This window comes from Marinicella sediminis, from assembly GCF_002000055.1.
Lineage (GTDB): Bacteria > Pseudomonadota > Gammaproteobacteria > Xanthomonadales > Marinicellaceae > Marinicella > Marinicella sediminis.
The window spans coordinates 66034-92650 of the sequence record NZ_MVBD01000011.1; the positions used below are offsets into that span (position 1 = coordinate 66034).

The 26617-nt window shown below is 48.3% G+C and carries 21 protein-coding genes; 14 read left to right on the forward strand and 7 right to left on the reverse strand.

What is annotated here, in order from left to right:
* The first annotated feature begins 1 nt into the window (after position 1).
* Positions 2-1756, forward strand: a complete 1755-nt coding sequence (locus B0475_RS14120) for a winged helix-turn-helix domain-containing protein (protein ID WP_077412530.1) — start codon at positions 2-4, stop codon at positions 1754-1756.
* Here B0475_RS14120 and B0475_RS14125 read toward each other — a convergent pair whose 3' ends face one another.
* Positions 1757-2488, reverse strand: coding sequence for an SDR family NAD(P)-dependent oxidoreductase (locus B0475_RS14125; protein WP_077412531.1), 732 nt, complete (start codon positions 2486-2488; stop codon positions 1757-1759).
* Positions 2489-2636: 148 nt separating this feature from the next.
* Between B0475_RS14125 and B0475_RS14130 the strand changes: the two genes are divergently transcribed.
* A complete protein-coding gene (locus B0475_RS14130; protein ID WP_077412532.1) occupies positions 2637-3545 on the forward strand; it encodes a dienelactone hydrolase family protein in 909 nt (302 codons plus the stop codon).
* An 83-nt stretch (positions 3546-3628) separates the two neighbouring features.
* A complete protein-coding gene (locus tag B0475_RS14135) occupies positions 3629-4858 on the forward strand; it encodes an ammonium transporter family protein (RefSeq protein ID WP_077412533.1) in 1230 nt (409 codons plus the stop codon).
* A 285-nt stretch (positions 4859-5143) separates the two neighbouring features.
* On the opposite strand, the gene B0475_RS14140 is transcribed toward B0475_RS14135, so the two are convergent.
* Together B0475_RS14140 and B0475_RS14145 are read right to left on the reverse strand one after the other, a co-directional pair.
* A complete protein-coding gene (locus B0475_RS14140) occupies positions 5144-6337 on the reverse strand; it encodes a DUF7379 domain-containing protein (RefSeq protein WP_077412534.1) in 1194 nt (397 codons plus the stop codon).
* A 45-nt stretch (positions 6338-6382) separates the two neighbouring features.
* Positions 6383-8236 (reverse strand): C1 family peptidase, encoded by a 1854-nt coding sequence (locus tag B0475_RS14145; RefSeq protein WP_077412535.1) that lies wholly within the window; start codon positions 8234-8236, stop codon positions 6383-6385.
* A 152-nt stretch (positions 8237-8388) separates the two neighbouring features.
* Here B0475_RS14145 and B0475_RS14150 point away from each other — a divergent pair, with 152 nt between their 5' ends.
* The 6 genes from B0475_RS14150 to B0475_RS14175 all read left to right on the forward strand — a co-directional run bounded on the left by B0475_RS14150 (position 8389) and on the right by B0475_RS14175 (position 14858).
* Positions 8389-9126, forward strand: a complete 738-nt coding sequence (locus tag B0475_RS14150; RefSeq protein WP_077412536.1) for an RNA polymerase sigma factor — start codon at positions 8389-8391, stop codon at positions 9124-9126.
* Positions 9123-9746, forward strand: coding sequence for a hypothetical protein (locus tag B0475_RS14155; protein WP_157892981.1), 624 nt, complete (start codon positions 9123-9125; stop codon positions 9744-9746). The genes B0475_RS14150 and B0475_RS14155 overlap by 4 nt, the downstream gene beginning before the upstream one ends.
* 6 nt (positions 9747-9752) lie before the next feature.
* On the forward strand, positions 9753-12983 hold the full coding sequence (locus B0475_RS14160) for a CHAT domain-containing tetratricopeptide repeat protein (protein ID WP_077412538.1): 3231 nt from the start codon (positions 9753-9755) through the stop codon (positions 12981-12983).
* Between the two features lie 19 nt (positions 12984-13002).
* Complete coding sequence (locus tag B0475_RS14165; RefSeq protein ID WP_157892982.1) at positions 13003-13446, forward strand: hypothetical protein; 444 nt, start codon at positions 13003-13005, stop codon at positions 13444-13446.
* 85 nt (positions 13447-13531) lie between these two features.
* Entirely contained in the window at positions 13532-13945 is a 414-nt protein-coding gene (locus B0475_RS14170) for a hypothetical protein (RefSeq protein WP_077412540.1), read from the forward strand.
* A gap of 10 nt (positions 13946-13955) precedes the next feature.
* On the forward strand, positions 13956-14858 hold the full coding sequence (locus B0475_RS14175) for a trypsin-like serine protease (protein ID WP_157892983.1): 903 nt from the start codon (positions 13956-13958) through the stop codon (positions 14856-14858).
* An 88-nt stretch (positions 14859-14946) separates the two neighbouring features.
* Here B0475_RS14175 and B0475_RS14180 read toward each other — a convergent pair whose 3' ends face one another.
* Genes B0475_RS14180 through B0475_RS14195 form a run of 4 tightly spaced genes read right to left on the reverse strand, consistent with a single transcriptional unit; the run spans position 14947 to position 21466 of the window.
* Positions 14947-16131 carry an acetyl-CoA C-acyltransferase gene (locus B0475_RS14180; RefSeq protein WP_077412542.1) on the reverse strand — a complete coding sequence of 395 codons (1185 nt, stop codon included), beginning with the start codon at positions 16129-16131 and terminating at the stop codon, positions 14947-14949.
* 13 nt (positions 16132-16144) lie between these two features.
* Positions 16145-18511, reverse strand: coding sequence for a 3-hydroxyacyl-CoA dehydrogenase/enoyl-CoA hydratase family protein (locus B0475_RS14185; protein WP_077412543.1), 2367 nt, complete (start codon positions 18509-18511; stop codon positions 16145-16147).
* Positions 18501-20834: an acyl-CoA dehydrogenase domain-containing protein gene (locus tag B0475_RS14190; protein ID WP_077412544.1), complete on the reverse strand. Its 2334-nt coding sequence runs from the start codon at positions 20832-20834 to the stop codon at positions 18501-18503. The genes B0475_RS14185 and B0475_RS14190 overlap by 11 nt, the downstream gene beginning before the upstream one ends.
* Complete coding sequence (locus tag B0475_RS14195; protein ID WP_077412545.1) at positions 20831-21466, reverse strand: TetR/AcrR family transcriptional regulator; 636 nt, start codon at positions 21464-21466, stop codon at positions 20831-20833. The genes B0475_RS14190 and B0475_RS14195 overlap by 4 nt, the downstream gene beginning before the upstream one ends.
* A 380-nt stretch (positions 21467-21846) precedes the next feature.
* Here B0475_RS14195 and ndk point away from each other — a divergent pair, with 380 nt between their 5' ends.
* From ndk to hisS, 5 genes are all read left to right on the forward strand, one after another.
* Positions 21847-22266 (forward strand): nucleoside-diphosphate kinase, encoded by a 420-nt coding sequence (gene ndk / locus B0475_RS14200; RefSeq protein ID WP_077412546.1) that lies wholly within the window; start codon positions 21847-21849, stop codon positions 22264-22266.
* Positions 22267-22282: 16 nt separating this feature from the next.
* A complete protein-coding gene (rlmN, locus tag B0475_RS14205; protein WP_077412547.1) occupies positions 22283-23380 on the forward strand; it encodes a 23S rRNA (adenine(2503)-C(2))-methyltransferase RlmN in 1098 nt (365 codons plus the stop codon).
* Positions 23377-24117, forward strand: coding sequence for a type IV pilus biogenesis/stability protein PilW (pilW, locus tag B0475_RS14210; protein ID WP_077412548.1), 741 nt, complete (start codon positions 23377-23379; stop codon positions 24115-24117). The genes rlmN and pilW overlap by 4 nt, the downstream gene beginning before the upstream one ends.
* Positions 24118-24133: 16 nt before the next feature.
* Positions 24134-25066 (forward strand): helix-turn-helix domain-containing protein, encoded by a 933-nt coding sequence (locus tag B0475_RS14215; RefSeq protein ID WP_077412549.1) that lies wholly within the window; start codon positions 24134-24136, stop codon positions 25064-25066.
* Between the two features lie 268 nt (positions 25067-25334).
* Positions 25335-26612 carry a histidine--tRNA ligase gene (gene hisS, locus B0475_RS14220; RefSeq protein WP_077412550.1) on the forward strand — a complete coding sequence of 426 codons (1278 nt, stop codon included), beginning with the start codon at positions 25335-25337 and terminating at the stop codon, positions 26610-26612.
* The last annotated feature ends 5 nt before the right edge of the window (positions 26613-26617 follow it).

Below are 26617 nucleotides of genomic sequence, written 5' to 3' on the forward strand. Positions count from 1 at the left end.
AATGAAATACCCGCTTTTCCAACATACCCTTACAATACGCAATGATCGGGTTTATGCCAACGGCCATGGCCTGAATTTATCTGCCAGAGGACATGCCGCCCTGATCATGATGTTGCAATCAAATGGCCGGATCCTGAATAAGGAACAATTGATGAAACACCTCTGGCAAGGACTTGTGGTCAGTGATGATTCATTGTTTAAAGTGATTCAGGAAATCAGGAGTGAAATCAGAAAGCTGGGTGTGAAACAGCAGGTGCTGGTCAATGTCTACGGCAAAGGTTATCAATGGAAGGTTCCACAAAAACAACCCCGTTCAAGAATTCCTTTCATGTTGGTTGGTTTGTTGTTGGTTATCCTGACAATGCTTTGGTTTTTCACGCAGACAGACCCGGCACCGCAATTAACCGATCAACAATTCAATACACAATTAAATGCCATTCAATCCGGAGCTGAAGTGGTTTTACCACCGGTACCTGCGGCCAACAGCGGTCATCCGGTGGACCAATTGATGGTTCGCTATTTACATGCCGTGCAGGCTCATCAATCCGGCCATTATGAGCAGTCGATCCAGTTGCTCAAACAGGGATTGAAATTGCACCAGGGTCAACCGATTCACCCATTGTTGGCTGATACCAACTATCTGTTGGCAAGGATGTATATCTACCGGGATGACAGGGATACCCTGAAACATCACCTGGATGAGGCACAACGACTTTATGCGGTGTTGAAAGACAACGAGGGATTACTGGATGTGGCCATTGAACGGGCACGGTATCATCAGGTGTTGCTGGCGTTTGATCGCTCAGTTGAGTTGTTGCACGAGGTGTTGACTGAGGCCAGAGCCCAGGGCAGTCAATCACATGAATTGCGGGCTCACAGCAACCTGGCTTATGCCCATCAGCAACTCAGCCAACCGGCCCAAAGAATGCAGTCTCTGCAACATTCTCTGGAATTGGCGCTGCAATTGGCCGATGGTAAATACGCGGCTTACTCATATGGTGAATTGGCAGAAATCCATGCTCAAAAAGGCCAGTACAAGCAGGCCATGAAACAAGCAGAATTGGCTTTGCGCTTTGTCATCAATCAACATGACACCAACGTTTTCCAACAGGGCTTCAGTGCATTCTATTTGTTGTTGAGGCCGTTGGGTCATGATGACCTGGCAGAGAAATACCTGCAACGGGCGATTGATACCCAGCAACAATTCAATGATCAGGTGATGTTGGTGACCGCAGAATTACAGCTTGCCAAAATTTACAGTGCACAGCAACAACATGAGCGCAGCACAGCTATACTGAATACCCTGGCGGCTGAACAGCTGACCGTGGAAGAACAACAGGAGCTTCAGGCTTTACTGGCTTACAACAGTTATTTTACCCGCGATAACATTTCAGCATTCACCAGATCTAAACCAATGATTGATTCTGGTCAGTCCAACCGCCAGGCTCAACTCTATGCCCGTGCAGCCTTTGTACTGTCAGGTTGGCAATTGGAGCGTGAAGCTGAAGTGAGGGATGTCATGGAGCAATTTGCTGCATGGGTGAACCAGGATGATGTTGATGAAATGACGGTGTTTCTGTTGGTTGCTGACCAGCTTGCAGATGAATTCCATCTGTCAGACTGGGAACTTGGTTTGCGCCATCAAAAGGCTGAACAACTGGCTTCCAGGAAAGCTGAGATCAGACAGCAAACCAGACCCGATGATCAGTTGATGATTGAGTTGGATGCCTACCTTGACCGCATCATGGTTCAGTGATCAGGGTTTATTCAGGTACTCCTGTGCGGTGTAATAACCGCCGTTTTCACCTGATTCACTGATCAATTGGTAACACACTTCAGCAACGTCAACCGGATCAGCCAGTTGTCCTTTATCGTGCAGCTCCTGCCACCAAGGCAACATGGGAAAATCATCCACATGCTGTTGACGAATTTCTGCCTGCATGTCGGTGTTCATCACTCCGGGATTGATGATCAGGCATTTGACCGGGTTTGATTGTGACTGCTGTTCAGTTGCAAGGGTGTCAATGAATCGTTCAAAAAACGCTTTGCTGGCTGAATAAATGCCCAGGCCTGGTATCGCTCTTCTGGCGGCCCCTGATGACATATAGGCGAGCCCTTTACCGATCGCTCTATCCTGAAAAGCCGTCATGAATTCATGCAGCAGTGTCATGGTTGAATGGATATTGATGGTCAGGTGTTGTTCCATCTCAGCGGTTGCATATTGAGCCAATTCACCAAATGGTGTGAGGGTGGCGGCATTGATGATCAGGTTTACAGACCTCAACTCGGGGTCTTTGGCGGCGTTGTTGAATGCAGATTTAAAAACCTGTCGGGCTTCATCAGGTTGTGACATGTCACAGTTGAGGTGTGTTTTACCATCCCCGCTTCTGGAAAATTCTATGACCTGATGGCCGGCTTTTTGAAATCGTTGGAGCATGGCCAGGCCCAAACCTTTGGAACCGCCGGCAATAAATGTGATCGCTGTCATGGGTGTGATTTGCTTTGAGAAGATTTAATGATAGTCAGCAGTTACTCAAAAAGCAACGCCTGGCTCAGTTGCTGTTCTTCACAGACTTTTGATGTCGGGGCGGTTAGGGTGTTTGTCTCTTCCAATAAAAACAGCGGGAATCAGCCAGATGAAAAAAAACCAGGTTTTGGATCAATTGGATCCACAGGTCTTTGAATTGTTTGACCAATACGTACACAGTCACATCAGTCGCCGACAGTTTTTACAAAAAGTAGGTAAATACACCCTGGCAGGGTTGTCAGCCTCCGGTATTCTGGCGTTGTTGGCGCCCAATTACGCCAACGCCATTCAGGTCCCTGTGTCTGATCCACGGGTAAAGGTGTCCATGGTTGACTATGAATCTAAGGCAACCAAAACCACCATCAAAGCCCAGTTGAGTCGGCCTACGGCTGAGCATAAACAATGGCCTGGGGTGATTGTGGTGCACGAAAACCGTGGCTTGAATCCATACATTGCCGATGTCGGGAGGCGGGCCAGTGTTGATGGCTTCATCGCTCTGGCACCGGATGCCCTGAGTCCGCTGGGTGGTTATCCCGGCAATGACGATGAAGGCCGTGCGATGCAACGTCAACGAGATCGTGAAGTGATGCTCAAGGAGTTCATCGCTGCCTATGATTACCTTAGTGATCACCCCAATTGTAATGGTTGCATCGGCGTGGTGGGCTTTTGCTTTGGTGGTTGGGTGGCAGGCATGATGGCGTCCAGAATACCCGGGCTCAAAGCTGCCGTGCCGTTTTATGGCAGGCAACCATCGGCTGAAGACACGGCCAACATACAAGCACCTTTATTGATTCAGTATGGTGATCAGGATGAGCGGGTCAACGCGGGCTGGCCCGATTTTGAAAAGGCCCTGAAAGCCCATAACAAATCATACCAGGTTCACTTCTACACCAACAGCCAACATGGTTTCCACAACGATTCTACCCCTCGTTACAACCCGGAGACCGCCAAACTGGCCTGGCAGCGAACCATTGACTTTTTCCGCACCCACCTGCGGCCTGCCGCAGAACGGGGCTGAAGTCAAACATACGCAATTCAACGGATATACAAGCCGAGGTGAGGGTTTTACCATGGATTGAACACAAATCATGGTAGAGCCCGATGGAAACACAGATTTTTGAACTCAGCTACGCCCTGGATACCTTTTACTTCCTGGTTTCCGGTGCCTTTGTGATGTGGATGGCTGCTGGCTTTTCGATGCTTGAAGCCGGACTGGTGCGCAGTAAAAACACCACCGAAATCCTCACCAAAAACGTTGCCTTGTTTGCCGTTTCCTGTACGCTTTATCTGCTCATCGGTTATGCCATTATGTACCCGGAACTGGGGCAGTCTTTGCTCAGTGGCATCACCGGGGATGGTGTGAATGATGACAAAACCTATGCGCCATCGGCGGATTTCTTTTTCCAGGTGGTGTTTGTTGCCACTGCGATGTCCATCGTTTCTGGTGCAGTGGCTGAACGCATGAAACTGATGGCTTTTCTGGCTTTTGCAGTGGTCATGACCGGCTTTATTTATCCCATGGAAGGTTATTGGACCTGGGGCGAGGGATCTGTGTTTGGGTTGTATGCTTTGGCTGATCTGGGTTTTTCCGATTTTGCCGGTTCCGGTATTGTTCATATGGCTGGAGCAGCGGCGGCACTCAGCGGCGTTTTGTTTCTGGGTCCCAGGGCCGGCAAATATGATGCCAACGGACGCCCCAGGGCAATTCCCGGAGCCAATCTGCCGTTGGCCACATTGGGCATGTTTATCCTGTGGATGGGCTGGTTTGGTTTCAATGGCGGTTCGGTATTGGCCACCGCATCGGTGGAAAGTGCCAACAAAGTGGCGGTGGTGTTCGTCAACACCAATGCGGCGGCGGCTGGTGGTTTAATTGCCGCTTTACTGACAGCCCGCCTGTTGTTTGGCAAGGCTGACCTGACCATGACCCTCAATGGTGCCCTGGCAGGCCTGGTGACCATCACGGCCGAGGCCACCACACCAACCCCGGCCCTGGCCACTTTGTTTGGTGCTATGGGCGGCGTACTGGTGGTGTTTTCTGTGGTGTTGCTGGATAAATTACGTCTGGATGATCCGGTGGGTGCCATTTCAGTGCACGGCGCCGCTGGCTTACTTGGTTTGTTGCTGGTGCCCCTGACCAATGGAGAGGTGAAACTCAGTGGCCAGATCATTGGAGCCCTGACCATCTTTGGCTGGGTGTTTGTCAGCAGTTCAGTGGTGTGGTTTTTGCTGAAGAAAACCATCGGTATCCGGGTGACTGCTGAACAGGAGTACGAGGGTGTGGATTTATCTGAATGCGGAATGGAAGCGTATCCGGAGTTCACCAACAGCTGACGCGATCAATGGAGAGCTGATGATCAGCTCGACCCGCCGACTTGGTTAGGCAGATCTTGCAGATATGGCGGTTTGACGAAGTCAAGAAGCCATAATGGAATGATCGATAAGCCGTGAGCGATAGCGAATCAGAGCGTCGAGCGCTTGATCACACGACATGATCGCCGAGGCCTCGGTCTCTGTTCCAGACGAGACCCTAACTCCTCCATCGGTAGAGTCGGCTTTCACTTTTGTCAGGAACAAAAGTGAATCAAGTCCCAAGGTCATTCCTAATCGGATGGGTGGTCAGCACTGGTGAAGTGGTTCATTTGAAAATATTTTTCTCAGTGTCTGGTAAACCCGTTGGTCAGAGAGCAGACCCATGTGGCTGACTTGTTCGAAGGTGTATTTATGACTGGCCCTGAACAGCACTTCCCGTTCCGGATGTCGGTGCCCGCCAAGGGCCGAATCGACACTGACCAGGCCATCGCCAATCCATTTCTGGTGCCATTGGTGACCTTCAACCGGGGTGCTGGCAGCCAGGGCGTAGCCGTCAACGCCTGGCGGTAACTGAATGGTCTGATGATCGGCGGTGATGGTTCCATGGCGCAGGTTTTTGATGCCATGACTGCGGACATGGCCCAGTTTGGCAAATGGTGCCGTATAAGGATTGATGGTCAACAGGTAATCAATCAGGTTGCCGGTTTTTTCCAGCACCGCACCCTGGTGCGGCGTACCCAGAAACACCACTTTGCCCAATCTTTCAGGCCAGTCATCACCCGCTTGTTCAGCCACATGCATGGCACTGCGCATGACCAGACCACCCATGGAGTGACACAATACCTGCAATTGTTTGTCAGCCGGTAAATCAGCATGGAATTGTTTTAACAGCGCGGCCAGTTGTTGTCCGTTTTGATAAACCGCCAACCCACTGTTGTAGCGCACATAAATGGGCGTCAGTTGTGCATCCTGATGCAGCGCCTGGCCATGATCATGGCCATGCCGGCGCCACAACCAATCGTTCATGCACAAACCATGAAGTAATAACAGGGGGTGACCTGACTCACTGGAGCTGGCCAGGGCGGCTTGTTGTGCGGTGAGGGTTTGCTTTTGGTATTGCAGGCTCATGGGCAAGGCGAGGGGATTGCCAGTGGCCTGTAGGTGATCACCCATCACGCCATTGAGAATGGATAGCCATTGCTGACGTGTTGGGCTGTTATCCACGGCTGATTGCCACGGTGGTACTGCTCTGAGCGCCAGTCCCAGACCGCCGGTAATCAGGTGGGTGGTTTGCCGGATGCGTCGGTAAACAAAGCCAGTGATGCCGCTGGTGCGATTCAGGTCGCCGGTATTGAGGGTGCCGCCGAGGCTAGTGATTCTCTGGTGCATGGACTCCACCAGGTCAACCACACCGGTGATGCCATCAGCGGTTAATTGATTGATGCCTTGCAGATCAGATGAAAGCGTAGACTGTTGACGGGTAACCATGGTCTTCATCATACGCCTGTTTTGTGACAGAGGGAATGGCTTATTCAACAATGACAGTCAATAATCCAGATCATCTGCCGTGAACAAACGATTCGGTTCGGCACTCAGGATGTTGCGTAGCAATGTATTCATGGTCCGCACATCGTTGTCGAACCCTCCATGGGTCTCACTCCAACTGGTGGCTTCATCGCCATTCATACCTTCAGAAATGATGCGGGTCAGTTTGTTGTGTTCAGGGATTTGGCCGGCATATTTTTCCATCCCCAGGATGGCGGTTTTTTTGCGTTCTTCAAAAGCCCTTGACACCAGATACAACAGTGATTTCCGATAGGGTCCTACCGTGTCATCTTTTTCCAGACGTTGGCTCAGGTTGAACAGATGCAGTTGATCAATGCCATGGGTTTTGGCTGCAGACTGCAGGGCAGGGTGGTAATGATCTTCATAAAAATCAGCACTGGCCGCCGGTGCCAGTAGGGCCGCTGTACTCAACCGCATGCGCTGAGCCGTGGGTAGTTGCTTCATGCGATTCAGTAACCAGCCCAATAAGATGGCACCGGTGCTGTGACCAACCATGTGCAGTTTGACCATCTGCTCTGCGTCGCGGTTGTGGTTGTTGGCATGGATGGCTTTGAGCAGTAGCTCCAACACTTTGGTGCCAGCGCCGTTTTTATTGAATGGTAATCGGGCGCCAGCTTTCATTTCCCGCCAGAAAGCCCGTCCGGGAATGCGGGTGAGCTTTTCTATCAGCCAATCTGTGGCGTCAGTGATGCCACCGGCCCGGTCTTCCACCGGATCTTTTTTGCGGAAGATCAGGTCCTTGAGCTCTTCCTTCAGGCCAGTGTCATACATGAAGTGATAGGGGTAGATGCCGTTGTCCTTGAACACTTCCTTCATGCCCTTGATGCGCCTGGCAGAGGCATCGGGACTGTTCAGGCCGCCATGGGCATACAATAAAATATGTTGGTAATCTGTTGAAGTGGTTAACAGATCTGTGGTGATTTTAACGTCATCCAGGTTGGACCAATACTTGCCGGCGTCATCGAATTTGCCATCGTCAATATGGACAAAATGACCGGCAATTTCTGCCCGGTTGGGTTTTTTACTGCTCATGGCTTTGGCCGCATAGGAGGCCTGGTTTTTGGGGTCCAGGTGCCAGATTTGCGGGGTTTCCAGAGCCAGCCTGAGTACCCAGGCATCCTGGATGTTCTTCTGCCAGTCTTCATAGGTCCAGATGGCCAGGCCATCCTTGCCCCATTGTTTGCCCCAGGAGTTTTGAATCCAGAAGCCTTTCTCATCATAGCCTACAATGGCGAAAGCATGGCTGCCGGCATGTTCTTCATGGTCACTGATCAGTCCATCGATGACGTTATCACGGGCCCAGCCCTGGTGCACCCGTGCCGAACAATAAATCACCCCGGCTTCATTGATCGCGGCATGAAAATCGGACACCCGGTGATTGAGCCGGTAGTAAGCACCAACGGTGTTGTTGCGTGCATTTTTGGCCGCTTCCAGACTGAAACGTCCCGGCTTATTGGTTTGAAATGACCACAGGCCCTCTTCAGCGACACCCATGTTGTACCAGCCTTTGATGGCCCCACGACAAGATGATCCTGAATAGCCTTCACCTTCCCACTCATCATGACGTTTGGCCATTTCATACAACATACGCATGGAAACTTTTTTGTCATCATCGCCGCGTTGCTGATTCAGATAATTGATCACCGCTGCCAGCGCAAACCCCGTACAGGCACCTTCATTTTTCTGGTCAAGAATATGCAGATTACGTGGCGGATCCCAACGACTTTCCAGGTTGACCAGTGCCGGCTGATACATCCAGTCGCGGATGTCAGGCAGGTCCGGTGCCACGTTGGTGATGTGATTGTTGATCTGGTTGTCCTGGTCGCTGCTCATGATGCCTCCTCGGTTACACACACTGCTACATTTTTGTTTATGTCGTTATGTTGTGGTTTGTTTTTATCGATTATCTCACTTTGTAATTGTGAAAATGTTAAATAAATGTGTATATTAAGGGACATTGCTTTTGAAAAGGGTGTTACATAATTATGGCTGTTCAGTCAGATTCAACCCAGAAGCCGGGTGATATGATCACCAGGGTGTGTGAACAAATCATGGCCGGAGATGTGGTCGCAGAGAATCAGTTTGTTGCTGATCATTACCGTTGGTTGTTGTTCATTGTTCGCCAGAAATTCCGCAACACCGACTTGCACATGGACATCGTGCAGGATGCTTTTATGCTGGTGATCACCAAATTGAAAACCAACGAAGTCAAACAGTTAAACACCATCCGGGCTTATTTACGTACCTGTGCGATTAACATCGGCCATGAATATTTACGCAAAAATCAGAAATACAGTTCATCCCTGTCCCAGGATCAACTGGACTGGCTGGCCGATGAACAAACCGACATCCTCGATCAGCTGGCCTGGGAAGATGGCTTGCAACAGGTTAAGCAGGTGATAGGTGATTTACCTACTGAGCGCGATCGCGACATCCTGAACCTGTTTTACTTTGCCCATCACAGTAAAGCCGAAATTTGTGAACAACTGGATCTCAGTCCGGCGCATTTCGATCGGGTAATTTACCGGGCCCGGCAGCGGCTGAAAGAACTGATTCAGCGTTCTGGTGGGAGTTCTGGTGGTGCCAATACACTCAATGAACAATCCACAAACAACAAAACGACCAAACCCAATGTGTTGAACCGGATGATTTCCGGTGCCCACAACCTGATCAGTCAGTTGCTCAGGGCATGGCGACAGCATGGGCGATGGAGAACGGTATGACCAGTTACCAGCCAGCCCCAGACACGGCCGAACGCTACCTGCAAGGCAAACTCAGTGACAGTGAGTTGGCCGCTTATGAGCTGTGGCTGGCCGATCACCCCGATGAACTGGAAGTGCTGGAACTTGACCTGTTGATGCAGGAGGGCCTGAAACGCTTGCACTCAAACCAAGTACTTACTGATCCCGCTGTAATAGCAAACAGTTTGAGAGAAAAAGCCTGGTATTGGACACCTCCGTTGATGGTCCTTGCCTTCTTGCTAGGTTTTTTTCTTCATCAGGGATTAGTTAATAATCTGGAACAGCGAATGGTTAATGCCTTGTACGTTCCCGTTGAGGTGATGCGGGGAAACAGTGAGTTACAGGCTGAAATTCACTTGGGCAAAGACGATCAGGATCTGGTGCTGATGATACCAGTTGATGTCCAGAGTTCATCAAAGGAGGCTCTGCAAGTGAAACTGGATGGGGTTATGCACTCAGGTGTTCGAGTCATTCTGGTTCATGATCAAACTTGGCTGGTATTGAGTCGTGAGTCGGTAGCTGTAGGACAGGTGTTGAGTATTGAGCAAGTAGACCAGAACAAGAATGTGGTTTTTTCAATGAACTACTTACTGGTTGAATAAGGGTCAATGAAAACACACCAGATCAGCCATCTCACATGGATCATCTGTCTGGTTTTTGGGTTGTACAATGCTCAATTGTTTGCCAGTGAGTTGCAGGTCGATGTGCGTTACGACATTCAGAAGAAACAACGGCTAGAACTGCGAGTAGCTGCCTCTAAAAATGAGCACAACTTGTTGTTTTTACATCAAAATACCGATGTTGTCTTACAGGTTGGGATTTCGCCTCATGAGCTGTTATTAACGCAGCCTGGCCATGAAGAAAACAGTGAGTTTTTGTTGCTCCAAGCAGGATCAGGAGTTCATCGTCTGTTGATTACCCACCGCCACCCAGGCGCTCCCAACGGACAAGTTTGGTTCGAACGCGTGTCAATTCCAGTTCACCAGGTTAAGGCCTGGTACGACTTGAATCAAGCAATCAAGGTTTACGGCGAAGGTAACAAAGCAATGGCACTTGCCCAAGTTGAAGCGGTGTTGCAACAGCATAAATTCAGCGATCATCAGTTTTTGGCCCGTGGTTTATATATGAAAGCAATCGTGGCCTATGAGCTGGATCTCTACCAATATGCGCTGAAGACATTTCAGGAGATGCTTGCAGCTCATCTATATATCAGTCCTTATCAGCAATCATACGCACATGCCTACACAGGAAGGATTTACTATTTGCTGGCTGATTACGAAGCCTCAATCGTCGCTTACCAGCGAGCCAATCAGTTACTGGAACCAACAATTGATCAAAAAGCCATGGCCTCAAATTTTAACAACCTGGGGTTGTCTTTTCATCGTCGTGGTTTGATGGATGAGGCCAAATCTCATTATCAGCTGGCCGGTAGCATCTATCAGGAACTTGGATTCACAAGCATGGCAGCCCGTCATCACATCAACATGGGTGGAGTATATTTGATGGAGGGTGACTTTATTCAGGCTAAGTACCGATTCCAGTCAGCAATGGATTTGGCAGATCAGCTGAACAATCAGCATATCCATCATGATGCACTGGAAATGCAAGCCTGGCTCAAACAAACTCAGGGTCGATGGCAATCATTATTGCTTGATTGGGAGCAGGTGTTACAGTTTCATGAACAACAATCGGGAAAAGCCGGTGCGATCAGGGCCAACCGCTTGTTGGGTACGGTTTATAACAGTATGGGTGCTTACCGACAGGCATTGAACCACCTGGAATTGGCTGCTGCCTATAAAAAACTGAGTTTCTCGCTGTCCACACTCGCCCCATTTTTTGAATTTAAATTAAAACAAATTTGGCAGGCAAACAAAACCACGGATATTACCAGATTGGATGTGTTGCGCAGTGATCTGGAAGTGCTTAAAGTCGATTTGATGGACATTCAGGATCAAACCATGTTGTTGCATCAAATGGGTGAGGTTCACCATCATTTGGGTAACTTCAGGCAGGCGCATCAACTGTTGCTGCAGGCTTTTAGGCTCAATCTGAGTCAACAGAATCAATATCTGGCAGCACTGAATGCACTGTCTTTGTCTCAAATGATGCTTGAACAGCTTGCTGAACCAGATCAGGATAACCAGGTGCCTGTTTATTGGAGGGAGTTGGCCGAATTGATGAACACTGCCGACACCATCATTACAGAATTAGATTTACTGCCACTCAGATCGCGTTGGCAATTGATACAAGCCAGTATTTATAAAATACAGAACAAACCTATTTTGGCCAATGAAGTGTTAGTAATGGCAGAGCAACTGGCGAAGGATCAACTGGATCATTCCAGTTTGTTTGACATCAGGCGGCTGAGGATTGAACTCGAACTGCTCAAAAGTGGGCTTACCCCTACCATACAAGATCAGTTGATTGGGCTGTTAAAAGATGGACTGAAATCCAGAAGTCTGGTGGGATCTCCACTGTTGCGTTCAAGGTTCAATACCAATCTGAATGAGATCAGTGAACTGTTGATTCGTTCACTGCTGAATCAACATTCTGCACCTGAGACAGGACTGATACAGTCACTGTACTGGTCTGAGCAACTGAAAGCTCGAAGTTTAAGAGAAATGTCCCGAAGAAGTCATGAACAATCCACTCATTCTGTAACATCATCCCTGGCTGAACTGATTGATGAATTGCAACAATTACACCTGACCATAGAGTCATTTCAGCAAAGGGGTTTGAACAGCGGGCCTCAAATGCTGGAACTTAACAGACAGATCAATAACAGAAAGAGATCCATTGAGCAGTTGTTATCTGACCAATTTGAACAAACCGAAGATGAATACCAGGAATTTCAGTGGTTTTCTGACTTGCAACAACGCATTGAGCCAGGTCAGCTGGTGTTGGCTGTACGTCAGCTGGGTAAGCAATCTGTGGTGTGGTTTATTGATGCCAAGGGTATACACCACAGGCTATTGCCTGAGGGCAGTCAGTTCAGTGAACAAGTCAAACGCATCAGGGCGTATTTCAAAGTGCCAAGGTATGGCGCGGTAAGGATGCCTGCAGAAATTAAAAGTATCATCATTGACCTCAGTCACCACCTGTTGGGTGACCTGGAAGTCGAGTCATATCATGAGTTAATCTTTTCACCACATGGGTATTGGCAGGGCTTCCCCATTAATGCCCTTAGATTTGATGACAGACTGGCTCATTTGGATATGTCCCTGACCCCATCGCTGTTGATGCGGCGAAAGCCTCCAGTTCAAATACACCAACAGCAGTTGCTGCTTGTCAGCCATCCGGCCTACCGCAACGATCTGACCGGCCGGGATATCGCATCATTGCCAAGATCTGCCCGTGAGGCTGATCATCTGGTTCAAATGTATGGTGCGGCTGAAATCACCCGGCTGTTGGCTGAAAAAGCCAATAAAGCTGATGTTTTGCTGGCGCTTTCACAACCCCATAAAATTGCTCACCTGGCTACCCATGGATTGTTCAGTGAACAAATACCTGAACTCACCGGCCTGGCTTTGGCCTCCGAGCAACGTAACTATGATTTGTTGTCGGTCAGTGAAATCATTGCCGCTGATATCAAAGCTGACCGGGTAGTGCTCAGCGCGTGTGAAACAGGCTTGGGTGAAGCCATCGTTGATGAAGGTTTGATCAGTGTGGGATATGCCTTTCTGGCCGGAGGTGCCCGTGAAGTGTACGCCACCTTGTGGCCAATCGGTGACAACAAGGCTTATCAGGATGTCAAAAACATGTACCAAAGGTCAGCGAAAACCGGTGAAATCCAGCTGATCGCCAACGACCCGGCCTGGGTTAAATTTAAATTTTTATAGGAGATGTGTTGTGTGTTTATTGAACGAAGAAATTGAACAGTTTATTTGTTCCTGTGAGTCAAATGACTGTAACTGCTTGGGTTGTGTCGAATTGAAATTTCCAAAATTAAACAGTGATATCACTAGGAAAAGTTTTGCAAGCATAAGAGCAGACAACATTGAAGGAGTTGACCATAATGATGTTTTTAAAATTCGAAAAGTAAAAGACGCAACTCAAAAAGTGCACGAGGATAATCTTGTATTGGAGGTAGTGCTTAAAGGAAACCGCAACAAGATATATTTTGATTATCATCATAATGAATATTCAGGGATTCGAATAGTGAGGGGAAAACAATATATTGTTACGTTATGTGCTAATCATGTTTTTTCAGACTTAATCCTTGCATTCAATTATCATTGCATTGATGAAGATGAAAAAAGGCCTTTGACGTCTCATGATGGGACCATCCATCCGATTCCATGATGATTAAATTATCTTACTTTTAGTGAGATAATTGTAACTTGGCGATCACTTAATAATGATTCAAAACCATAACAGGAGATCGTTAATGTTCCACACTCACGGCAACATCATGAAATACATTCAGAAGTTTGGTCGGACGAATCAGGTTTTTAAGTGCCAGGTGCTCTCAAGCGAGGACAACACATTCAAAACTGAATTTTTTGTACCGGCTTATGAAAACAATGAATTCAGACAAAACAGGGAAATGGTATTAGGCCTATGTCAACACGATGATCATGTCATTTATCTGGACATGGGCACACAAAGGACGCAGTTAAGGTATGTTCATAATGAAGACATATTTCGCGGTATCAGGCGACTGAATCAGATAGATTTTGAGTTAACAGTTCGTTTAATATACCTGGTGAGGTCTCCGTTGCTGGAAATTGATTATCACAGAATTGATGACCACAGCGGAACCAATGCATCTCACGATGGTACCATTCATCCGGTACCTTGAGGAGAATGGTATGTTAAAAATATTTATTTTATGCCTTTCGACGCTTCAAATTTTCATCAATGGTGACGATTTTTCAACAGGGCAACCCTTATTTGAGGAAGTGGTGAAACTAAAGAATCTGGAATTACTGGATCGTGTCATCGATGGTGAGCCTTTCTTAGCGGTCAATTCAGAATTAATGGTTTCTGTACCGCCCTGGATGGTGTCCATTGTGAATGAGCGAGGTGCGGTGTTGTGTTCAGGTGGTTTGTTGAATTCTCAGTGGATGGTCACCGCTGAGCATTGTCTGTTGAATAATCAGTATCTTGTCAGGTACAAACATACGGTTAAACCCATATTGGATGGGTTGACTGTAGTTTCCTGGAAGCCTGATTCCAAACACACCCATCCATTGCGAGAGTGTACTTTTGGAAATGAATACGATTTGAAGTTGGTGCAGGTTGCAACAGTTGAATCCGATGGGTATTTACAATTTCAGTCAAACATGACTGAATCACTTGATGATGGCCATACCTTATTGACAGCAGCATATCCTAAAAACATCCCACGGAAAATGACATTGGAAAAGATTGACGAACCCAGTCAGGAATTGCGGACATCTTGCGGATATCAAAACTTTCAAGCAGCAGATTTGTACTTTTCCACCAAGGATGGAGTGATTTGCAAAACCGACAGTGGGGGTGTGGTGGTCAATGGAGAAAACAAGCTGACAGCATTGATCAGTCAGGCATGTGATGTGAATGCCAGTCCAGACGGAGAAGATGTTGAACTATGTGAACAGTTTTCAAACATCACCAGAACCCAACCCTTCACTGCAGAATTGATTGAACAAATCCAGGAGATTATTGGTTTTTATGAAAATGGTGCAGCTACTGAAAGCGGGGCGTTTTGCAAAGAGGTGTTCAGTGGCTGACACAAATTGAAACATGCCGTTTAACGCAAAGCCAGAATGAAAAAAGGCCGCATCAAGCGGCCTATTTTTACAGCTCTGAAGGGCTGGGTTACAGCGCTTCGATGATGCCGGCGGCACCCATGCCGGTGCCAATACACATGGTGACCATGCCGTATTTGCCACCAGTGCGGCGCAGGCCGTGGATGGCGGTGGCAGCACGACAGGCGCCGGTGGCACCCAGCGGGTGACCCAGGGCGATCGCGCCGCCATTGGGGTTGACCTTTTCCGGGTTCAGGCCTAATTCGCCAATCACTGCCAGAGATTGTGCAGCAAAAGCTTCGTTCAGCTCAATCCAGTCCAGATCATCCTGCTTGATGCCAGTCAGACTCAGCACTTTGGGGATGGCCTTGATCGGGCCGATGCCCATGATTTCAGGTGGTACACCAGCGACCGAGAAGCCATGGAACACAGCGATTGGTGTCAGGTTGTCACGTTTCAACACTTCTTCGTTGACCAGTAACAGCGCTCCGGCGCCATCTGACATTTGTGATGAGTTACCTGCGGTCACTGAACCACCCATGCGGAACACCGGGCGCAATTTATTCAGCACTTCTTCTGAAGAACCAGGCCGTGGACCTTCATCCCTGTCTGCCACACGGGTGTGGACGGTGTGTCCGGCGTTGCTCAAGTCAGGTTGTTTGCTGGTGATTTCTACAGGAATGATCTCATCATCGAAATGACCATTTTGAATGGCATTGATTGCCCTGTTATGTGATTCAACGGCAAACCTGTCCTGATCTTCTCGGGAGACATTCCACTGTTCGGCGACTTTTTCTGCGGTGATGCCCATGCCGTAAGCAATGGCCACCTGGTCGTCTTCAAAGACGGCTGGATTCATGGCGATTTTATGACCCATCATCGGCACCATACTCATGCTTTCAGTGCCACCAGCGATGGCTGCTTCCATTTGTCCGGTGGCGATTTGCTGGGCCGCGATGGCCACGGCCTGGATGCCTGATGAACAAAAGCGGTTGATGGTCATTGCTGGTACACTTTCCGGTAAACCGGCGAGCAGGGCAGCAATTCTCGCCACGTTCATGCCTTGTTCGGCTTCCGGCATGGCACAGCCGATCACCACATCACCAATGGTTTGTGGATCAAAGGACGGGTTGCGGCCGATGATTTCTGACAAACAACGGGCCAGCAGGTCATCGGGACGGGTTTTGTTGAACATGCCTCTTGGCGCTTTACCAATAGGGGTTCTGACAGCTTCTACAATATATACTGGTTTCATAAGTTAACTCCTATCAGTTTCTCAAAGGTTTGCCGGTTTTCAGGGTGTGCTCAATGCGGGCCAGGGTCTTGGGCATTTGGATCAGTTCCATGAAGTATTTTCGCTCCAGGTCGAGCAGGTATTGCTCATTGACCAGCGAGCCGGCATCCACATAACCACCACACATCACGATGGCGATGCGTTTGGCGATTTCGTAATCATGCTCAGAAATCATGTGGCCTTCGAGCATGTTGGCGAGGATCATTTCCATGTTGGCGATACCAGGTTCGCCAGCCACTGGAATGTTTTGTTCATTGGCTGGTGGGACATATCCTTTGTCATGCAGGTAGTTGACTTTGGCTTTGGCCACATAAAGGATTTCATGCGGGTTGAAAACCACTTCGGTGTCAGCTTTAAGGAAACCGATTTCCTTGGCTTCAAGGGCACTGCCGGCCACTGCGGCCATGGCCACTTTCTTGAAGTAATGTTCAAGCATTGGATACAGATCCTTGCCAAATGTTTCTTTGGCGGTGCGGCGGGCGATTTCTTTCAAACCACCTCCGGCAGGCAGCAATCCAACACCGGCCTCCACCAGACCAATATAAGTCTCAAAGGCGGCAACCACAGAGGTGGCGCTCATGGAAAATTCACAACCACCGCCCAGGGCCATGCCACGGGTTGCCAGCACAGTTGGTACCGCGCTGAAACGCAGGGTTTGTGAGGTTTGTTGGAAGAAGTCCACCGATTGGGTGACCGCATCTACCTGGCCATCAGCAATTGCCATGGCGGCTGGAGCCAGGTTGGCGCCCAGCGTAAAGGGTTCTTCGGTTTGCCAAACAATCAGCCCTTTGAAGTCTTTCTCTGCAATGGCCACGGCTTTGCGCAGACCTTTAAGTACGCCTTCGGCGATGATGTGTTTCTTGGTTTTGAAACTGGCAATGGCAATCTCATCACCCTGATGCCAAATACGGATGTCATCATCTTCAAACAGGGTTTCACCATAGTCTGCTTGCTCTGAAATCAGACGGTCCGGAAACAGCTGTCGTTGATAAACCGGAGCCGCAGAACGTGGTTTGAAACTGTCGTCGGCCGCCGAGTATGAACCTTCAGGACCATGTGCGCCGTCCACTTTCATCACCCATGCAGGCAGAGCTGATGAGGCCATGGTTTTACCGGCATCTATGTCATCTACGATCATGGCGACAATGCGGTTCCAGCCTGAAGCCTGCCAGGTTTCAAAAGGTCCCTGGCCATAACCAAAGCCCCAGCGAATGGCAAAATCAATGTCGCGGGCGGTGTCGGCAATGTGCTCCAGTTGGGTGGCGCAATAATGGAACAAATCGCGGAAAATGGACCACAGGAATTGTGCCTGTGGAGAATCTTTGAGTGCATGCAGTGCCACCAGGCGGTCCTGAGGTTGGCCTTTCTTCATGATTTCAATGACCTGAGGATCCAGTTCAGCATTTTGTGGCCGGTATTCACCTTTTTCGGTGTCTAACACCAGAATGTCGCGGCCTTTTTTCATGTATACACCGGCACCGGATTTTTGCCCCAATGCGCCTTTCTCAATCAGTGCCTGCATCCATGCAGGTTGATCAAAATGGGCATGCCACGGGTCATCAGGTAAGCCATTTTTCATGGTGTTGATGGTGTGTGCCAGGGTGTCCAGGCCTACCACATCAGCGGTTCGGAAGGTGGCGGACTTAGGTCTGCCGATCAAAACCCCGGTCAGGGCGTCAATGGTCTCAAACGGCAGGCCGAATTGAGCGCCATGATGCATGGTTGAGACGATTGAAAATACCCCAATGCGGTTGGCGATGAAGTTGGGGGTGTCTTTGGCAATGATGACACCTTTACCAACCACAGTGGTCAGCACCGCTTCCAGGTCATCGATGACCTGTTGATTGGTGTTGTCGGTGGGAATGATTTCCACCAGGTGCATGTAACGTGGTGGGTTAAAGAAATGTACCCCACAGAATTTTGACTGCAGCGATGCTGGCAGCACAGTGGCCAGCTCGTTGATGCTCAAGCCTGAAGTGTTGGTGGTGAAAATGGCATCTTCGCGGATGTAGTCTTCCACCATGTCATACACAGATTTTTTGATGTCCATGCGCTCAGCCACTGCTTCAATGATCAGGTCTGCCTGTTTCAGCTTGTCCAGGTCATCTTCATAATTGGCTGCTTCAACCAGTGACAACACGTCTTTGCTGCCTAATGGAGCCGGTTTGAGTTTTTTCAGGGTAGCCAGGGCGTTGTTGACAATACCGTTTTTAGGCCCTTCTTTGGCTGCCAGGTCAAAGAGGATGGCCGGAATACCGGCGTTGGCGAAATGGGCAGCGATTTGAGCCCCCATCACCCCGGCGCCCAGTATGGCCACTTTTTTGATGTTTTTAGTTTTCATTGTGGTTTCCGAAATGGTTAATTAATTCAAGTTCGTGGATGGAATCGTAAGCGGTTCTGATTTGTTCAGCCTGTTCGACACTGATGATACCGGCGGCCAGGGTGCGATCAATCAGAACCTGATAGTTCTTGGTGGTCACGGCAAAACCGGTGGCATTGGTGACCGCATGTTCGATGTTATTGACTTCATTCAATTGTGCTGAAGCTTTGGAAATACGCGCCAGAATCTGATTGTTTTCGGCCAATTCTCTGACTTCTGCCATGTCCACCACGGTTTCATTGTGCTTGGTGGCAAAACTGGCCTGATGGAACGGTTTGCCAAAAGGGAAGATCATGATTTTCAACAACAGGGCAGAAAGCCTCCCGAAAGCACTGTTAACGGTCTGGTTGAGGTTTTTCTGACTCAGGTAAAAGCTGTCGCGCATGGATTGTTTCAGGATGAATTTGGTGTTGTCGTCGTTGTCTCCGTCGAGGTATTGTCGCAACACCGCCATTTGGATCAACAATTGTTGATTACATTGTGCCAGATAGCCTGTGAACTCGGTGTTGTTTTCCTCTTTGAGAGACCATTTTATCAGCGCCAGGTCAGCTATGAATGCAAAGCTGCTGCTCATCCTTCTGACCAGGTTTTTGTGCTTGGATTTGCGCCAGATAAAACGGCCCATCCAGGATGTGCGAAAAGCGTACACCCAGACCCGAGCACAGTTATGCATGATGAACGCCAGGTGTTTGAACAGCAAGTAGTCCATGGCTTTGATATCGACACCAGGTTTGCTCAGTACCGCCACTTCTTTGGCATACCAGGGATGGGCTGACAATGCGACTTTTTTCATCAATGGTAACTGGTTGATTTCATGACTGTTGCCATCCAGTTCCATACTCAGGTGTTTGACCCGGAAATATTGATTGAGGTTGTTCTCGCTTTTGATCTGGTGGGCGTTTGAGCCCAGGATGGTGCGTAACCAGGTCAGTTGATGCAGACTGATGTCAAAAATGGAGTTTTTAAACAGGATGTTGGTATAGCTCATCAATTGGGCATCACCGTTGATCAGTGCCATCTGTTGGATATTGATCAGCCTTTGCCGGTGGCTGAATTGTCGGTTGAGTTGTTTTCGGACCAGTTTGTAGTTCAGCAGTGCTCTGGAGTTTTGTTTTTTGATGTGTGCAAAGAACCAGGAAATGAAGGCGGTGCTGTCATGCACCGGCCGGGAAACAGCGGCTGGCCAGATACTGGCAGCTGATGCTTGCTTTTCATACATTTGCCGGATTCCCATGTCCAGGTTTTTGAAGCCACCGACAATTTGGCTGAGTGGAATAAAAATGTCTTTTGCCGAACAACTGTAGTAATGAAACAAGCCTTTATAAGCCACATTGCCCTGTTTGATTTCGATGCGATCCTGATCTGCATCCAGGATGCACAAAACGGTTCCCAGGCGGGTTCGCTCGCTCAGTTCGTTGGCAAAGTCTGTGAGGTTGACAGCGAGATAGAAGACCGAAGATTCGGCGGTACCCAACATGATGATGTCGGTAAAACTCAGTCGGATCCCGTGAACTGATCCGTCCTGATGACTTTCTATGTCAACCCTTCCTTCAATGGAAGATTTGCCGCTTTCCAGCAATTCATACAAAAAGGTGGTGTTTAAAAAGGGTTGTTTTTCACCCGCAGAAAAGGCTGGCAGGTAAACGCGTTTTTGTTCTTTGGTGCCATTTTTATGAATGATGCTGATCACCGACTCGGTGTTGACTATGCCAATCAAAGATGCCAGCAGCGGATCCAGTTGCGCAATGCGGTTGAGGACATAAGACATTTCCTGGCGATTAAATCCCTCGCCACCATAATTCCGGTCTACGGTCAAACCAGTATATTGACTCGCTTTGATGGATTGTCTGAACGAGACCACGTTGTCGTGTTTGTGTTTGAGAATCTGATCAGCAAATTTTTTCGCCGCGCTGGATACCGGATTTTGTTCAGCTGGCTTGAATTTAAAGTTGGGGTTGCCATTGTAAATTGATTTTTCAAAATCAGTGACCAACCAGCCGTCATCAATTTGTTGGAAGCGTTGCCAGTTGATGCGGTCTTTGGCATTGAAAATACGCAGTATGGGCAAGGTGATGAACAACATGCGGATGTAGCGGATGTTGCCTATGATGATGATGTTCAATAACAGAAACAGGGTGATGATGCCCTGGGTGTTGGTGATGAACTGCAGCTTATAGTAAACAAATGGGGTCAGAAACCACAGTACAGACAGTAACCAGAACGGCAACAGGTAGAATGCATGTACCAGGCCGAGAAGAAATAAAGTCAGTAAATATACGGTCATTGAGCCGAAGGCTTGGTCAGTGAAGCCACGGCAAACTGGATCAGCTCCTCTACTGATTGATTGAAGTATTCGGCTTCCGGCATTTGTTTGGATAAACTTGAGGCGCCAAAATCACCCATGGTGTAAGTCAAAGCTCCAATGATGAAGTGAAAGCGCCAGAAGATGGTTTGTCTGGGTAAATGCGGGCAAGCCAGGTGAATCGCTTCGGCGAATTCTTTGATGATCGGGGTGTAGCGGGTGGCCAGCAACTCGTGCAAAGATTCGCTTTGCTCGGCATAAGCCCGGGCCAACACTTTCATGAAAACCTTTCCGCCCTGGTGGCGATCATTGATCATGTACAGCGCCGGGGCTATGAAAGCGTGTAGTATTTGTTCAAGGTTGCAGGTTTGCTGGCTGTCACCCTGATTGAGGTCGTGCAGCATTTTTTCCCTGACTTGAAAAAGGTTGTTCAGTCGTCGTTCCAACACCTGGTTAATCAGCTGCTGCTTATTGCCAAAATGATAATTAATGGCGGCCAGATTGGTGTGAGCCTGCTGACTGATTTTACGAATAGACAGCTCTGCAAAGCCGTTTTCGGCGATCAGTTTTTCCGTGCTGTTGAGGATGCGTTCCTTGGTAGATAGCGTGGTCATAAATTACGACTGATTTGTTTTGATGCAGGCATTTTATAGGAGATGTCAGGGCATGGCAATTCAAACGGTTGTTTTAATTTTTTTCAGCCCAGAATGTTTCTGAGTCCGCAACGTGCTCAGAATCTTGTGCTGGGCGATGCTGACTGACTGTCAGAAGTGCTGTGATCAGGGCGCTGTAAGCGGGTAAAAAACGTTAATTGCGGTTCCTTATAAACCATAAAGTTGTTACAATGCGCGGGTTTTTTTGTGGTAAAGCCGGGGTTGTTCATCAACCGTTTGAAATCAGGCTTGATCACATGTTAAGAAGATTGTTTAAATATGCACGTAAATCTCAGATATTAAAAGAAAATCTTGATTTATGTACCCATTTGGAGTAAAAAATGTCTAAAGAAAGAACTTTGTCAATCATTAAACCTGATGCTGTTGCGAAAAACGTCATTGGCCAGATTTACCAAAGATTTGAAGATGCAGGACTGAAAATCGTTGCTGCTAAAATGAAACACCTGAGTCAGGCAGAGGCTGAAGGTTTTTATGCTGTGCATAAAGAAAGACCTTTTTTTGGTGAATTGGTTGCGTTCATGACTTCAGGCCCGGTGATGATCCAGGTGCTGGAAGGTGACAATGCCATCAGTAAAAATCGCGACATCATGGGTGCCACCAATCCGAAAGAAGCGGCGGCCGGTACCATCAGGGCTGATTTTGCAGAAAGCATTGATGCCAACGCTGTCCATGGTTCAGATGCGCCTGAAACAGCTGCTGTTGAGATTGCTTACTTCTTTTCTTCAATTGAATTGAATTAATCAGACACGAAATAAATTGAAAAATGACGCCATAAATTTACTGAACCTAGACCGCACTGGTCTGGAAGATTTGTTCACCGGAATGGGTGAGCAAAAATTCCGTGCAGGGCAGGCAATGAAGTGGATTTATGGCGAGCATCAATTGGACTTTGATGCCTTCAGTAACTTCAGCATCAAACTCAGAGAACAGCTCAAAGCCAAGTACAGTTTGATGATGCCTGAATTACTCAGTGAACAGAAATCAACTGATGGCACCATCAAATGGCTGCTTAAAGTTGATGAGCAAAATGCCGTTGAAACAGTCTATATACCTGAAAAAAACCGCGGCACTCTGTGCGTTTCATCGCAAGTAGGGTGTACCCTCAATTGTACCTTCTGTGCCACCGGGGCACAGGGGTTTAACCGGCATTTGACCACTGCCGAGATCATTGCCCAGGTGTGGGTTGCTGCCAAACAACTGGGGCACCACCATAAAAACCGTAAAATCACCAACGTGGTGATGATGGGCATGGGTGAGCCGCTGGCAAACTACAAAAATGTACTGCCGGCATTGAACATCATGCGAGATGACTTTGGGTTTGGATTTGCCAACCGTCGGGTCACGGTCAGTACAGCAGGCCTGGTCCCGTACATCAGGCAGCTTAATGAAGATGCTGATGTGGCTCTGGCCATTTCATTGCATGCGCCTTACGATGAATTGCGCAATCAATTGGTTCCACTGAATAAGAAATACAACATCGCTGAATTGTTGGGTGCTTGTAAAGACTTTCTGGAAGGCAAAAAGAAAACCCGCATCACCATTGAATATACTTTGATTGATGGCATGAATGATCAGCCGGAGCATGCGCGTGCCTTGTGTCGCCTGTTGTCAGATGTGCCCAGTAAGATCAACCTCATACCATTCAATCCATTTCCAGGCACAGCCTTCAAACAGTCGAAGCCAGAGTCCATTGAACGGTTCAAGCAAATTTGCATGCAACAAGGCTTCATTGCCACAGTGAGAAAAACCCGTGGTGATGACATCGCTGCCGCCTGTGGTCAGTTGGCCGGAGAATTCATGGATCGCACCCGTCGCTCCTCTCAAATCAAGAAATTACAATTGGAGGTGGTATGAAGCGATACAGATGGATATGGCTGATGTGTGTGTTGTGTGTGTTGGCAGGATGTGCACAAACCAGTCAACCCCGGCGATATCAGGAATCAGACAGCCAGCAGGAACCGGAAAACAGCCCAGCCATGCTGAACGTTAAAATGGGTGTGGCCTACCTGGAAAGAGAAGATTACCGCACCGCTCTGGAAAAATTAAAGAGGGCTTTGGCGCACAATCCTAAGTTGGCGATTGCGCATTCTGCCATTGCGCTGGTTTACACCAGTATGAATGCCCAGAAAGATGCTGAAAGACACTATGAGTTGTCGGTCAAATACGCGCCGAATGACCCGAACATACTCAATAATTACGGAACCTATCTGTGCCAGAATGGCCAGTATCTGGAAGCCGTAGGGTACTATAAAAAAACACTGGCCAATCCTTTCTACCGGACTCCTGAGACGGTTCATGAAAATATTGGTGTTTGTCTGATGAAAGCTGATCAGCAGGCTGAAGCCGAGTATCATTTCAGAAAGGCATTGGAAGCGAATCCGAACATGATCATATCTATTTATAATATGGTTATTGTTTCCGCGGGGAAGGGTGAAAGTATGCGGGCCCGGGCCTTTATTCAGCGATTAGAGTCCTTGACTGAGCTGGATGAAAAAGTGCTTAAGGTGGCATACGAAGTTGAGAAAAAAATGGGGAATGACCGGTTGGCCAATGAATACCTGGTGCAGCTGAGAAAATTAAAAAAATCATAAAAAACACAAACACAACATGAACACTCAAACCAACCTTGAAAGTCATATTGCCATTGACCAGCTCAGGCAATATCGCGAAGACAAGAAACAAAGCATACAAACGGTGGCTGACCACATCAAAGTCAGCAGTGATTTTATCCGTTACATTGAGTCAGGCGCATTTGAAAAACTGGGGGCGCCCACATTCATTCGTGGACATGTGACCAATTACTGCAAAGAATTGGGCATTGATCCGCAGCACATCCTCAGTCAGGTGCCCGCCCATTTACTGACTGTGCAATCTTTCAAATCAGCAGATGGTATGGCCAGCAGTCCTTTGGCACGGGTCAGAAGTCGTTCTAATCACCTTGGCAAATACGCCGTAGGCACGGCTTTGTTAGGCATGTTGGCGTTGAGCTTCTATTTTGTCTGGGATAAATGGTCGGTACCTGCCGGGGCCATTGATGTGAGTGATCTGCAGCTGGTGGACAGTGATGCCAGCAGTGATGATGCAACCACTGACAAGAAACCCAAAATGACCTATTCGTCGTTGTTACCGCAAGTCAATATGCAGGTTCAGCAACTGCCGGCGGAAGTCGAAACCAACGAGTCTGGTTCAGAATCTGTACAGCCATCAGTCACGGATGAAGCCTCGATCAGTGATGATGACAGTGCCGTTGATGAACAGCTCAATGTTGATGACACAGAATTACAACAAATGGCTGGTTTTTCCATCGAGTTAGAAATTCTCGAGGAGGCCTGGGTTTCCATCAAAACAACCGATGGAGAGAATGTTGTTCATGATTTGCTTGAGCCGGGTGTGCGTCAGTTTCACTCAGCCCAACCGGTTCATGTGCGGATCGGTAATGCCAGGAATACCCGGTTAATGATCAATGATGCCAATATAGATTTACAGCCATTTATGCGTCGTGACATTGCTGACTTCGACTGGCCACAAAACCCTGGTTGATGGTTGATGGTTGATGGTGTGTTCAATCAAAATCATACGCTGAAACGCAGCAACCAGTGAACTGCTGGATCAGCCCGCATAAGCTGGCCTGTTCTGCAGTCTATCCGCCGATCTGATGTGACAGTAATGAACTGACCCGCGTCAGCATGACTTTGACAGGTCGAGCGTAAAATTAAACGATATGATCGTTGTGGCCATATTCACTTCACATCCGGGAAGTGAATGAATTTCCCGGATCATACCTCACTGTTCAGGAACGGATTAAGTTTTGAGTAAAAAAATCAATCGATTGCGTGGGATGTACGATGTAACTCCCGATCAGGTATGGGTCTGGCAAAAACTGGAAGCCACTGTGACCCGCATCCTCAGTGAATATGGCTATCAGGAAATTCGCTTTCCGATACTTGAAGAAACTGCCTTGTTCCATTCAGCCATTGGTGAAGTAACTGACGTGGTTGAAAAAGAGATGTTCACTTTTGAAAACCGCAAAGGTGTATCGGTATCCATGCGTCCGGAAGGGACCGCGTCTACGGTCAGGCTGGCCTTGCAGAATGGCTTGTTATTCAATGACCCACAAAAGCTGTGGTACAACTGCCCGATGTTTCGATATGAAAAACCCCAGAAAGGCCGCAACCGGCAGTTTTCTCAGGTGGGTGTAGAAGTTTTTGGTTTTGAAGGACCCGATGTTGATGCGGAGCTTTTGTTGTTAACCAGGCACATGTGGGACCAATTGGGCATAAAGAACGTTCGGCTGGAGCTCAATTCGCTGGGTACACCAGCTTGTCGGGATGCGTATCGTGAGGTGTTAATCAAACATTTTGAAGCCCACCTGGAGTTGTTGGATGAGGAGGCCAGAAGCCGCTTGTACAGTAACCCTCTGCGGATTCTGGACTCTAAAAATCCGGCATTAAAGCCGGTGATTGAGCAAGCGCCTATGATTCAGGATCACCTCAGTGTGGATGCCAGGGCGCATTTCGCTGAATTGTGTGAGATCCTTGATGCCTGCGGTCTGGATTATCAGATTAATCCCAAGCTGGTCCGTGGGCTGGATTACTATACCCACAATGTGTTTGAGTGGATCACTGATGACCTGGGTGCTCAGGGAACCATATGTGCCGGTGGCCGATATGACCGACTGGTGGAAATGCAGGGCGGTAAAGCCACTCCTGCCACCGGTTTTGCCATGGGCGTTGACCGCCTGGTGGAGTTGATCATTGATCATGAGCTGTGGCATCCCGAGCAACAAACTGATGTGTACCTGATCAGGGATAAAAGCATCCCGTCTGCAGTGGCCATCAAACTGGCAGAAGACATCCGGGCCAGGATTCCAGGACTGAACATGATGGTCAACATGGGTAAAGCATCATTCAAATCACAATTCAAAAAAGCCGATAAATCTGGTGCCAGGTTCGCTATAATCATTGGTGAGAATGAGCTGGCCAACAACGAGTATGCAGTGAAGGCCTTGCAAGACCGTGAATTTGGTCAACAGCAACTTTCATTCGATGAGCTGGTCTCATTATTGAGTACCCTTCAAAATCAATAAAGGTG